Annotated in this window: 9 protein-coding genes; 7 read left to right on the forward strand and 2 right to left on the reverse strand. The window is 46.4% G+C overall.

Annotated elements, in window-relative coordinates; genetic code table 11:
* The first annotated feature begins 1 nt into the window (after window position 1).
* Window positions 2–826, forward strand: coding sequence for a carbohydrate ABC transporter permease (locus tag DFR60_RS23920; RefSeq protein ID WP_110325139.1), 825 nt, complete (start codon window positions 2–4; stop codon window positions 824–826).
* A 20-nt stretch (window positions 827–846) separates the two neighbouring features.
* Here DFR60_RS23920 and DFR60_RS23925 read toward each other — a convergent pair whose 3' ends face one another.
* Window positions 847–2121, reverse strand: coding sequence for a PucR family transcriptional regulator (locus DFR60_RS23925; RefSeq protein WP_110325140.1), 1275 nt, complete (start codon window positions 2119–2121; stop codon window positions 847–849).
* Window positions 2122–2192: 71 nt separating this feature from the next.
* Between DFR60_RS23925 and DFR60_RS23930 the strand changes: the two genes are divergently transcribed.
* Complete coding sequence (locus tag DFR60_RS23930; protein WP_110325141.1) at window positions 2193–3647, forward strand: M81 family metallopeptidase; 1455 nt, start codon at window positions 2193–2195, stop codon at window positions 3645–3647.
* Between the two features lie 111 nt (window positions 3648–3758).
* Here DFR60_RS23930 and DFR60_RS23935 read toward each other — a convergent pair whose 3' ends face one another.
* Window positions 3759–5651 carry a PfkB family carbohydrate kinase gene (locus DFR60_RS23935; protein ID WP_110325142.1) on the reverse strand — a complete coding sequence of 631 codons (1893 nt, stop codon included), beginning with the start codon at window positions 5649–5651 and terminating at the stop codon, window positions 3759–3761.
* A gap of 257 nt (window positions 5652–5908) precedes the next feature.
* Between DFR60_RS23935 and rbsK the strand changes: the two genes are divergently transcribed.
* Genes rbsK through DFR60_RS23960 form a run of 5 tightly spaced genes read left to right on the forward strand, consistent with a single transcriptional unit; the run spans window position 5909 to window position 11763 of the window.
* Window positions 5909–6841: a ribokinase gene (rbsK, locus tag DFR60_RS23940; protein WP_110325143.1), complete on the forward strand. Its 933-nt coding sequence runs from the start codon at window positions 5909–5911 to the stop codon at window positions 6839–6841.
* A gap of 15 nt (window positions 6842–6856) precedes the next feature.
* Window positions 6857–8086: a BMP family ABC transporter substrate-binding protein gene (locus DFR60_RS23945; RefSeq protein ID WP_110325144.1), complete on the forward strand. Its 1230-nt coding sequence runs from the start codon at window positions 6857–6859 to the stop codon at window positions 8084–8086.
* A gap of 35 nt (window positions 8087–8121) precedes the next feature.
* Window positions 8122–9717, forward strand: coding sequence for an ABC transporter ATP-binding protein (locus DFR60_RS23950; protein ID WP_110325199.1), 1596 nt, complete (start codon window positions 8122–8124; stop codon window positions 9715–9717).
* Window positions 9704–10819 carry an ABC transporter permease gene (locus DFR60_RS23955; RefSeq protein ID WP_110325145.1) on the forward strand — a complete coding sequence of 372 codons (1116 nt, stop codon included), beginning with the start codon at window positions 9704–9706 and terminating at the stop codon, window positions 10817–10819. The genes DFR60_RS23950 and DFR60_RS23955 overlap by 14 nt, the downstream gene beginning before the upstream one ends.
* The gene (locus tag DFR60_RS23960) at window positions 10819–11763 is read left to right on the forward strand and encodes an ABC transporter permease (protein WP_002601220.1); all 945 of its coding nucleotides are present in this window, start codon (window positions 10819–10821) and stop codon (window positions 11761–11763) included. The genes DFR60_RS23955 and DFR60_RS23960 overlap by 1 nt, the downstream gene beginning before the upstream one ends.
* Window positions 11764–11771: the final 8 nt, after the last annotated feature.

An 11771-nucleotide genomic window follows, 5' to 3' on the forward strand; every position in this document is an offset into this window, starting at 1 on the left:
AATGAAAAGACGTATCAAATCGGGGCTGAAGTATATTCCTCTCTGTCTGGCGGGCTTATTTTTCCTGGTGCCATTTATCTGGCTGATCAGCACATCCTTAAAAAGTTCCGACCAGATCTTCTCGTATCCGCCCAAATGGATTCCGAAGCCGGCAAAATTCAGCAATTACAGGGAGGCCTTCGAGGCGATTCCGTATCTGAAGTATATCCTGAATACGATGAAAACCACTTCGCTGGCGGTTCTGGGAAATGTGCTGTCGGCCCCCATGATCGGCTATGCCTTTGGAAAGTTAAAATGGCCTGGACGGGATAAGGTGTTCATGCTCGTGGTTGCCACCATGATGCTTCCCTTCACCGTCACCATGATTCCTTTATACAGCCTGTTTTCGAAGCTGGGCTGGATCAATACGTATATTCCGCTGGTTCTGCCGGATTTCCTGGGTACGGCCTACTTTATCTTCCTGATGCGCCAGTTTTACCGGAATCTGCCGGACGAGTTCATGGAGGCGGCCAGAATCGACGGCGCCAGTGAACTGTGGGTCTACGCAAGGATCGCGCTGCCGTTGGAGAAACCGGCCATCGTCACTGTCGCACTCTTCTCATTCGTCTGGTCATGGACCGATTTCATGGGTCCGTTGATCTATTTGACGAAATCCACGAAATGGACGATCTCCCTGGGACTCAGCCAGTTTACCAATACATACGGAGTGGACTGGGCGCTCCTGATGGCGGCTTCCGCCATAGCGATCCTGCCTATGATAATCCTGTTCTTCTTTTTACAGAACTACTTCGTGGAAGGAAGCATGAGTTCCGGCGTGAAAGGTTAGTGCCGTTTGGCACTAGAAGTCTACGAGGTAAAATCCTTATGATATCCAAGCTGATAGACACAGATGCACAAATACAGGGTGAAGAGCGCATCTGTGTTGTGTTCAAAGTCAAAATCGAATTTCAGCAGCTCCTTGATGTGCTGGAGCCGGTAGGTCAGGGTATTCCGGTGAATATACAGGGCCCTGGCGGTCTTCTGGATGTTAAAGGAATTGTGAAAATACTGCTGCAGGGTCTCAAAAAAGTTGGTATCGTTGTTCGCGTCGTACTCGATGAGAGGCGAGATAATATCGCGGCTTAGCTTCCGGAAGTCCTTTAGCTCCGGGATGTTGAGAATGTGGTAAATGCTCTGCTCGAAATAGGAGGAGGCGCAGTTTAATAAGTTCAGCTGCTTCTGAACCTTGATGGATTTGAAACTCTCTTCAAAGGAGAGGGCGATGGTCTCCGCACCGAAGTGCGCGCTGCTGATCCCGATTCTCAGAGAAAAGCGGGATTCCAGTTCCTTGTACAGATTGTTGGACAGCACATAGCTTTTTGTAATGATATCCAGATCCTGGTCCTTGTACGGATAGAGGAGAAAGACGCTGGCGAAATTGTGGTTATAGACCAGGAAGTACTTGTCGGCAGTGAGGTAATTGCGTAGTCTGGAGATGAGCTCACGAAGCTCATCCTCGTTATCCTCCGAATCCTGAAGCTGCAGCGTCATGCAGACCCGTTTTAAGTCCGGATTGAAATTGTAAATATTACAGATGTTCCTGATTTCATCCGGAGTCTTGGAGCTGCTGCTGTGGAGAACCTGGAGAAACGGCGCATAAAAATTATTGGAAAAACCGGCAGCGGTAAATGCGGTCTCCTTATCTAATGTCAGGGCAAGAAAAGGAAGCGCGTTTTCCACAATGGCCAGAAAGCGGCTGTCAGTCAGTTCGATCTTTTTATCGATGCAGAGGTAATAGCTGTAGTTGGGAAGCGGAAGTACCTTACATACAACCGTTTCTCCGGAAACGGAAAATTCGGCCGTATCGTATTCCGGTTCGCAGGCAGGGGACAGCAGGGAAATCTGCAGAGGAGGAATCTCTCCGAACGCGTGATCAGACGCGGCGAAGGTGTTCCTGTGACTCGAAAAGGCCAGTCTGGCGGCTGCCGGATGAAAGCCGGCGTCGGTCAGAATGAACGTAAATCCCGAGACACCTGCGAGATAGTCCAGAAGGTCGGACAGGCTGCAGTTGGAATAGTATAAGTTGGAAACCCGGATCAGTTCGTTATAGACAGGCTTGTTGTAAGCTTTATCGTTTCCCATGATGTCCCTCCCTGTAAAAGTATATTTAATTATAAACGAAATGAAACAAATTGCAAAGGAATAATAGTAAGATGAAAAAGAAAATATTCGTGGCAGGTATTTATCAGGAGAGCAACTCCTTTTCTCCGCTCATGTCAGAGCAAAAAGATTTTTTGACGTATTTGAAGGGGGAGGAACTGACGTCTCAGACGCCAGGCGTCAAAGAACTGGAGGACGCCGGTTATGAGGTGATTCCCGGGCTCTGTGCCAGTGCCTGGCCGGGGGGGATTTTAAAGCTGGAGGACTATCGCAGGATGGTGGGGGAGATCCTGGAGCGGCTTCCGCTGGATGGTTCGCTGAGCGGCATCCTTTTCCCGTCCCATGGGGCGCTGGAGGTAGAGTTTATCGGGAGCGGGGACGCGTTTCTGATCAGCATGCTGCGGGAACGGGTGGGACCCAGGGTTCCGATCGCCCTGGCGCTGGACCTTCATGCCAATAACACCTATACTCTCGCAAGGCTGTCGAATATCATCTACGGATACCGGACCGCGCCTCACATCGACATTGCGGAGACCAGCATACGGGCCGCAAAGCTTCTGATAAAGGCGATCGAGGAAGGAAAAGAACCCTGGACGGAGTTAGTCCGTCTGCCCTTCATGATGCCGGGAGAAAATATGATGACGGACTCCGGATTCGGAAAAGAAGTGATCTCCATGGTGGCGGATTTAGAGAGCGTTCCGGGTGTCTGGTGTTCCTCCTATTTCGCCGGAATGCCATGGGTGGACTGCGCGCAGGGCGGCTCCTCTATCGTAATCTCGGGAGTGGGGGATAAGCGCCCGGGAGTGAAGGCCGCTGTGGAACTGGGAAGGAGAATCTGGGAGCGGAGGGCGGAATTTAAGTTCCAGGGTACGGCCATGGAGCCGCTTAAGGCGCTTCTCACGCTGGACCGGTGCGGCCATTATCCGGCCTTTCTCTCGGATTCGGCGGATAATGTGACGGCTGGCGCGGCGGGGGATAACGCGTATATGCTGGATATGATCCTGAAACAGGGGATTAAAGGAGTTCTTGTCGCCCATTTTATCGACGGCCCCGCTGTGGCGTTCTGCGCCGCAAAGGAGAAGGGGGACCGGTTTGATATAAGCCTGGGCGGCACGATCGATCCGGCAGGAAGCGTGAGAACGGTGCTTACGGACGCCGAGCTGGTGGAGGTATTCCGTCAGGGAGGAAAAGCGACGGCGGCAGTCGTGAAAACAGATGCGGTGACCGTGCTGATCCTGGCCGAACGCGGACCGATCACCTCGGAAGCCGTGCTGAATTCGTACGGACTGAGCGCATATGATTACCGGATTACCGTGGTAAAACAGGGGTATTTGACGCCGGAATTCTACGAGGTGCTGAAAGAGTATATCATGGCTCTGACACCGGGAAACTGCGCCCAGGATCTTACTATGGCGGAGTATAGGAATGTGCGCAGGCCGATGGAGCCGCTTGATATCGTGGGGGATGAGAGGCGGATTGGGGAGACGTATGAGGCGATTGAGGAGTAAATGACAGAGATAATCGGATACGTTTTCTGCCCGAAAAGAAAGACAGGAATGTGTGAGCTGCTGATGAAAGCGGCTATGCATTCCTGTCTTTTTTGCAGCGTATAAGTTTCTCTACAGTATATCCGGTTCAATCCTCTTAATATAGGTCTCCAGCGAATTGCGGTCAATAAGCGCCGGGATAACGCCCTGCCTCGAAACGCAGAAGCCTGCCGCATAGGTGGCGATCTTGGCAGCCTTCGCAATCGGGAAGCCGGAGGAGAGATAGACAGCCAGTGCTGCGATAAAGGCATCCGCCGCTCCTGTGGTGTCGACCGGCGTAAAGTCCGCGGCCGGCAGATATCCTGTAAATTCAGGTGATTTAATGTAACAGCCGGAATGACCGAGCGTGATAATGACAATCTTTGCGCCCTTCTTTAAAAACGTATCGGCTTTTCCTTCGATATCCGGAACTTCCGGGCACAAAAGCTCGGCTTCTTTTCTGTTTGGGACAAAGATGTCAATGAGTTCCATGAGTGTATCACTGATGTGGTTCATGGCGGCCGGCTTTAAGATATTACATACACCGTAGCTGTGCGCCAGTCTGGCGGCGGCCTCGACGGCATCTTCCGGTACTTCAGTCTGGAGAAGGCAGTAGCCTGCGTTTTCAAAGAGCTTATGATAAGGCAGAACATCCCCGGCAGTCAGGTTCTGATTGGCTCCGGTCAGAATCGTGATCATACTTTCTCCGTCATTTTGAACGTAGATATATGCTTTGCCTGTTTCAGAGTGAGGATCTCTTCTGACAGCCTGCACATCTACATGATTTTCTTCCATACAGGTGTATACAATCGTGGAATCGTAGTCATTGCCTACTTTTCCGATGAGAGAGACTTCACTGCCCAGCTTCGATGCTCCTACAGCCTGATTGGCTCCCTTTCCTCCAAGTATGACAGAATGTTTGCCTGTACTGACCGTTCGGCCAGGCTGTGGCAATTCGTCCACGTTCAATGTCACATCAATATTGATACTTCCGACAACGACAATTTTTTTTGCATGAGATGAGAAGGGGACATCGAGACTAAATGTGTTTTCTAAGGGATATTCTGTCTGAAAGATATTGGCAGTCAGTTCTTTTTTTTCACATTTTTCTATTAGCCGTTCACAGACAAAAGCCCCAAACTCGTAATAGGGAATTTTGATGCTAGAGATCCCGGGAAAACGCAGGTTTTCCCTTACATCATCCCGCAGACTGACTAAGGACAGATCATACGGAATACGATACTGGATTTTCGCCAGTTGTTCCAATAAAACCAGAGATGATGCATAATGAGAACTGACAATTCCTGTTGGCGTATGGGAAAGGATTCCATTGTACCAATCTTGATTTTCTGCGGAAAGCTTCATTGTGTCATGATAAGGGAGACTGTTGTCAAACAGGCATTTTTTAAAACCTTCAAATACCATGTCGGAACGGACGCTGTTTTCCTTGGTGAGACAACCAAGTTTTGTATGTCCGTATTGGATCAGACTTTGAGTGGCTTCATATCCCATCTGGTTAAAATCGATGAAGTAGGCGGCTGTGTCAAATCCTGTATTGATGCTGCATACTTCAATTCCCTGTTCATCAAAATAGCGGCGGTATTCCAGACTCTGTTCGTTGACTGGTTCCCAGATCACGCCGTCAATATTATTTTTACACAGTGAAGTGATATTTTTTAATTCAGATGAAATACTGCCGACGCTGTCATATAGAAGAAGGCTGTATCCATTTTTCTGCGCGGCAAAAAGAGCTCCGTTCAGGAACTGATTTGTCTTTGGGATAGATCTTAAAAGTACTCCCAGAATGAATGTTTTAGCTTCGGAAGTAGTTTTAACAGTTCCATATGGAGTGTAGTTATAATCCTTTACAATTTTTAATACCCGGTTCCTTGTCTCCACATTAATGTTCTCATCTTTGTTGTTTACAATCTTTGATACAGTTGATATGGATACACCGGCTAATCTGGCGATTTCTTTAATAGTCATGAAGTGTCCTCGCTCTTTAATATTTTTGCCACTATCTGGTAATTACTTGCTTCTATTATGTAATAGATAGTATACTTTGTCAACGCCCAAAAATATAGCAAGATAAAATATGCATAAAAAAACATTTTAAGAAAATATTATTACAAATAAATTGCATAAAAACTATTGACAAGAATGAAAAACATGCTAATATTAAGTTAGGAAAAAGATTTAGGAAAACATTTTCTTTGACAAAAATAACATTTTAGGAGGAAAAGATGAGTAAAGGCATATTGGTTGTAGGAAGCCTGAACATGGATATGTCTATAAGCCTTAATTCCATACCGGCTGTCGGTGAGACGGTACTTGGAAATGATTTGTTTTACAGAACCGGAGGAAAAGGAGCAAACCAGGCATGTGCGGCCGGAAGACTGGGGGGAGATGTGCGTATGCTTGGCTGCCTTGGCTGGGATGAATTCGGTGATAAACAGATTGAAAGCTTAAAATGGGCTGGCGTAGATACATCCTGTTTAAAGAAAAGTGAAAATCAGCCAACAGGAACCGCGGTCATTTATGTGGATTCCAATGGCGATAATAATATCGCCGTTGTGCCAGGCGCCAATAAAGACTGTGATCTGGAATATTTAAAAGCACAGGATAAATTGTTCGGGTGGTGTGGTCTGGTCGTTTTGCAGATGGAAATACCGTATGAATCTGTGCTTTATGCGGCTCAAAGAGCCAAAGAGGAGAAAAAGACAGTAATATTAAACCCTGCGCCGGCGCCTAATGAACTGCCGGATGAATTATATCGTCTTGTTGATTATCTGACACCGAATGAGACGGAGCTTATGAAGCTAAGCGGGATAACCGATTGTGATATGAGTAGTATGAAAAGGGGGGCGGAGCTGCTTCTGGATAAAGGAGTGGGCTGCGTAATTGTAACACTGGGGGATAAGGGAGCATTGCTGGTAAAGAAAGGAGAAGAGTATTTATATCCGGCACGGAAAGTGAAACCAGTTGATACAACAGCTGCAGGTGACTGCTTTAATGGGGCATTTGCAGTAGCGCTGGCAGAAGGAAAAACAGAAGGCGAAGCATTGGAGTTTGCCAATACGGCATCATCTATTGCGGTAACCAGAAAAGGGGCGCAGGATTCGCTGCCTACAAGAGAAGAGTTGGACAGCTGCATAAAGAAAGGGCTGGCAGTTTAAAAAAGGAGGGTATTTATGATGAAGAACAGTAAGTTGTTAGCAATGGTAATGGCAATTACAATGATCGGGGGATTGACAGGCTGCGGTAATTCCGGTAAGGCACCAACAGGGGACAGTGGAGAAAAGACAGTACAGACTGAGGCGAAGGCTGAGACAAAGTCTGAAACAAAGTCTGAAGATTCCGGCAAACAGAAGGGGGAAAGTAACACAGGAAAGAAGAATCTTGCAGATATGAGAGTCTGTGCAATATTCCCAGGCCCGAGAGGAGACAGCGGTACAGTGGATATGGCTTGCGCAGCCGTGGAAAAACTGGCAGAAGAATACGGGCTGTCTTATGACATCGTGGAAGGTGACGGAAGCGGAGATGCTTCTAAACTGCAGGCGAGTCTGATCGAAGTTTCGGAGCAGGACTATGATTTCATTTTATCGACAGGTATGTACTCCGACTATTTCGTAAGTACTGCCCCGGACTATCCGGATACCATATACATGCTGTTTGACACAGTATTGGATTTTTCTACTTATAAGGGTGACAATCTATACTGCGCCAACTTTTTGCAGAACGAGGCTTCCTATCTTGTGGGTGCCCTGGCTATGAGCATGAGTAAGACAGGAACCGTAGGTTTTGTTGGAGGTATGGAAGCAGCTAATATCTCTGATTTTATGTGGGGATACATAGAAGGCGCAAAATACGTGAATCCAACAGGTACTATAGCTATTTCGTTTACAAATGACTGGTATGATTCTGCAAAAGCAAAGGAGCTTGCTCTGTCAGAGATTAATATGGGAGCAGATGTGGTATTCCCGGCGGCTGGACCGTCTTCCGAAGGTGTTATGGAAGCGGCTCCTCAAGGACATGCTTATTCCATAGGTGTTGATATCGACAGGGAGGCCCAGTATAAAGATAATAACCCGGAATGGGCAGCAGTAATTCTTTCGTCACAGCTGAAATGTGTGGATAACGCAGTATACCGTGCAATAACCATGTATGCTGATGGAACGTTAAAGACCGGACAAGAGGCGCTGGGAATCGCAGCGGGTGGAGTTGGGATCGTGAAAACAGGAAATTACCAGACTTTGGTACCGGAAGAGGTTCGCAAAACCATCGAAGATATTGAATCGAAGATTGCATCTGGTGAAATCGTTGTAGGGACAGCATTAACGGCTACCCAGGATGAGATTGCAGAGATGAAGACATGGGCTGTGTCAAAAGAACCAAAAAATAATGGAGGCGGGACAAGCTGACAGAAACGGTTATGAAATGGAAAGCAGGTGAAATTTTGGAGCAGGACGTACTGCGCATGGAAGGCATTACGAAAATATACGGAAATGGAATCCTTGCTAATGACAATGTCGATTTTTATTTAAGACAGGGGGAAATTCATGCGCTGATGGGAGAAAACGGCGCGGGTAAATCGACTTTGATGAAAATTCTTTTCGGCATGGAAAAACCCACGTCAGGTAAAATTATTTTGAATGGCACAGAGGTATCGATACCAAATTCCGCATCTGCACTGTCTATGGGAATCGGTATGGTGCACCAGCATTTTATGCTGGTGCCCTCCCTGACGGTGACGGAAAATTTAATCCTTGGAAATGAGCCTCATAAGGGTGCTTTGATTGATTTAAGACAGGCCAGAGAGAAGGTAAGAGAGCTTTCAGAGACATACCATTTCGCTTTGGATCCTGACGCAAGAGTGAAAGATTTGTCGGTGGGCATGAAGCAGCAGATTGAGATTCTAAAGGCTTTGTACCGGGGAGCAAAAATACTGATACTGGATGAACCCACGGCTGTGCTTACGCCGCAGGAAACAGAAGTCTTGTTTAAACAATTGAAAAATCTGCGGGATAATGGACATGTATTAATCTTTATTTCTCATAAAATTCGGGAAGTAATCGAAATCTGTGATCGTGTGACCATTATGCGGTCGGGTAAAAGTATGGGGGTATACAATATACATGGAGATACTTTGAAAGGCACGAAGGATATCACGGAGGAAGAAATTTCAAGGCTGATGGTAGGGCGGTCCGCTATCCTGGAGCTGAATAAGACTCCGGCAGAGCCAAAGGATATTGTGCTCAAAGTGAAGGGGGCTCTCAGTGTAGATCTGGAACGCAAAGTGCGGGTCAACCATGTTAATTTCGCCGTTCGAAAAGGCGAGATCCTTGGAGTAGCGGGGGTAGAAGGAAATGGACAAGCAGAACTGGTATCTATGATTACCGGTATGATGCCGCTTGATCAGGGAGATGTAACGATTGAAGAGATCTCCATTAAAGAAAAGACTATTCGTCAGATCAGAACGGAATTGTTATCCTATATACCACAGGACCGGCTTACCTACGGCGTGGTTTCCGGTACGGATATCAGAAACAATCTGATTCCTTTTCTGACTGAACGGAAAGAGTATAGAAAAGGTATATTATTGAAGACAAAGGCACTTAAAAAGCTAGCAGACGAGGTGGCGAAGGATTACTCTGTCAAGTGTGATTCCAGTGAACAGTATGTAGGAATGCTATCTGGAGGCAATATGCAGAAGGTGGTCGCAGCGCGAGAACTTTCGGACAGAACGCGCAAGATACCTCCACTTATTGTGGCAGATCAGCCTTCCAGAGGAATTGACATTGGTGCTACCACATTTATTCACAGGAAACTTCTGGAATTGCGTGATGCGGGTTGTGGAGTGCTGCTGATTTCGGCAGATTTAAATGAAATTCTCGAACTGTCCGATTCGGTAATTGTCTTATACGACGGAGAAATCTCAGGATACTTCCCTGATACAAGAAAACTGACGGAACGGGAATTGGGGCAGTATATGCTGGGAGTAAAAAGGCAGACAGAAGAAGAGGTAGGAGGGGTGTGCCATGGGGCGATTTAATAAAAATAGCATTTCTGCGAAAAATGTTCAGACAATATTTAATTTTTTAAAACTGTCTCTGGCCTTTCTTGTTGCGATTTTAATTGTGGTTGTTGTAATCTTTCTGTGTGCGGATGAACCATTCTCCACAATGCATTACTTCTTTCTTTCTCCTTTTGATTCGGTCAGACATATGGGGAATATTATAGAAAATGCAACACCTGTACTGTTTACCGGAGTAGCTACCTGTCTGTTATTCTCGGCGGGTGATGTCACACTGGCAGGCGAAGGCGCCGTATATTTTGGCGGTTTTGTTGCTTCGGCAGTTGCTGTTTCGCTGCCTATACAAAATGATGCTTTAAAAATTATTGCGCTGCTGATAGGGGCATTAGTTGGTATTTTAATTGCAGTACTCCCTGCTTTTGTGCAAAATAAATTTAAAGTAGATTCTTTCGTTTTTTCATTATTATTTAATTATGTTTTGCTTTACATAGGGAGCTATTTCCTGAATTATAAACTGCACGATTATAGTTATAAAAGTGGTACAGCTACGGCACCTTTTCCTGAATTTGCCGTATTGCATTCACTGATCCCGAAAACAAGTGTTAATGTCGGCTTTTTTATTGGCCTTCTGCTGGCTGTGGGGGCATGGGTCTTCAGCAATAAAACGAAGTGGGGGTATGAGGCAAAACTTTTGCGGTCCAATCCGCATTTTGCCAAGTATGTAGGCGTAAACGTCGTTAAAATCAGTCTGATTGCGGCGGCTCTTGGGGGATTTGTAGCGGCCCTGGGTGGTGGAGTAGAGATTCTCGGAAAAGCACCGCGTTTTTCCTGGACGGCTCTGCCTGGATATGGCTGGGATGGATTTATGGTAGCTACCCTGGCTTACTATAATCCGATACTTGTGCCATTTGCGGCACTGTTTTTAGGGTATCTTCGAACCGGAGCCAATATTATGAATTTATACAGTAACATACCTCTTGAACTGATTTCGGCAATACAGGCTGTTATGATTCTGTTGATCGCGTCTAAAGCCATGCTGAATAAATCGCAGCAGAGGATGATTGAAAAACAGACGAGGCTGCGTGCACAGCAGGAAGAAAAGAGCGGGGAGGGAGCATAATGGAGCTATTTTTAAGTAATATTTTATCTGCAGGCTTTGTTTTTATTATAATCCGTGTGGCTACTCCCATTATATTTGCCAGTATGGCGGCTTTAATCTCTACTAAAGCCGGTGTAGTGAATATTACAATTGATGGTACAATGCTTATGGCCGCGCTTATAGGCGTTCTTGTCAGCGCGTATACACAAAGCCTGTTGTTAGGATGCCTGGGTGGTCTTCTGACAGGCATGGTGATGGGAGGGTTTTTGGCATTTTTCCATGTGAAGATGCATGCTCCGTCCAATACAACCGGTGTTGCAATGAACCTATTTGCCAATGGTTTCAGCGTATTCTTATGTGTTATTTTTGCGGGAGACAAAGGATCTACCTCCAAACTGCAGAGTCTGAGCTTCCCTACAATTCATATACCATTTATTAAGGATATTCCGATTTTGGGAACGATTGTCTCGGGTCATAACTTATTTACGTATCTGGCTTTTTTAACTGTAATTGGTGTATATGTGCTGATTTACAAAACACCTTTGGGGCTTCGGATTCGGGCAGTAGGTGAATACGACACCGCAGCAAAATCGGTAGGAGAGAATCCGGACAGGATTAAGATCATAGCCCTTATAATTGCCGGAGCAGTTTCGGCTATGGGCGGTATGTTTTTATCTATGGGATATGTCTCCTGGTTTACAAGAAGTATGACAGGAGCCAGAGGCTTTATCGGGGTTGCAGCCAATGCAATCGGCAGAGACAACCCGCTTTACGTATTACTGGCAGCTATGCTGTTCGGACTGGCGCAGGCGTTTGCCAATACCATTCAGATATTACAGCTTCCTGCGGAAATTATTGCTATGATGCCTTACGTTATTACGCTGGTCGTTATGGTAGTCAACAGTGCACGCGAGTCGGTTTCGGCTTCTAATAAGAAGAAAAAAATCGTTGCAGGCCTGGACTAGGAAGGGAT

It is taken from the genome of Hungatella effluvii, assembly GCF_003201875.1.
In the GTDB taxonomy this organism is placed as follows: Bacteria; Bacillota; Clostridia; order Lachnospirales; family Lachnospiraceae; genus Hungatella; species Hungatella effluvii.

Excerpts from the sequence above, each read along its gene's own strand:
- DFR60_RS23960 (WP_002601220.1), top strand. The coding sequence starts at position 10,819 with ATGGAGCTATTTTTAAGTAATATTTTATCTGCAGGCTTTGTTTTTATT.
- DFR60_RS23930 (WP_110325141.1), top strand. The coding sequence starts at position 2,193 with ATGAAAAAGAAAATATTCGTGGCAGGTATTTATCAGGAGAGCAACTCC.
- DFR60_RS23925 (WP_110325140.1), bottom strand. The coding sequence starts at position 2,121 with ATGGGAAACGATAAAGCTTACAACAAGCCTGTCTATAACGAACTGATC.
- rbsK (WP_110325143.1), top strand. The coding sequence starts at position 5,909 with ATGAGTAAAGGCATATTGGTTGTAGGAAGCCTGAACATGGATATGTCT.
- DFR60_RS23920 (WP_110325139.1), top strand. The coding sequence starts at position 2 with ATGAAAAGACGTATCAAATCGGGGCTGAAGTATATTCCTCTCTGTCTG.
- DFR60_RS23945 (WP_110325144.1), top strand. The coding sequence starts at position 6,857 with ATGATGAAGAACAGTAAGTTGTTAGCAATGGTAATGGCAATTACAATG.
- DFR60_RS23935 (WP_110325142.1), bottom strand. The coding sequence starts at position 5,651 with ATGACTATTAAAGAAATCGCCAGATTAGCCGGTGTATCCATATCAACT.
- DFR60_RS23955 (WP_110325145.1), top strand. The coding sequence starts at position 9,704 with ATGGGGCGATTTAATAAAAATAGCATTTCTGCGAAAAATGTTCAGACA.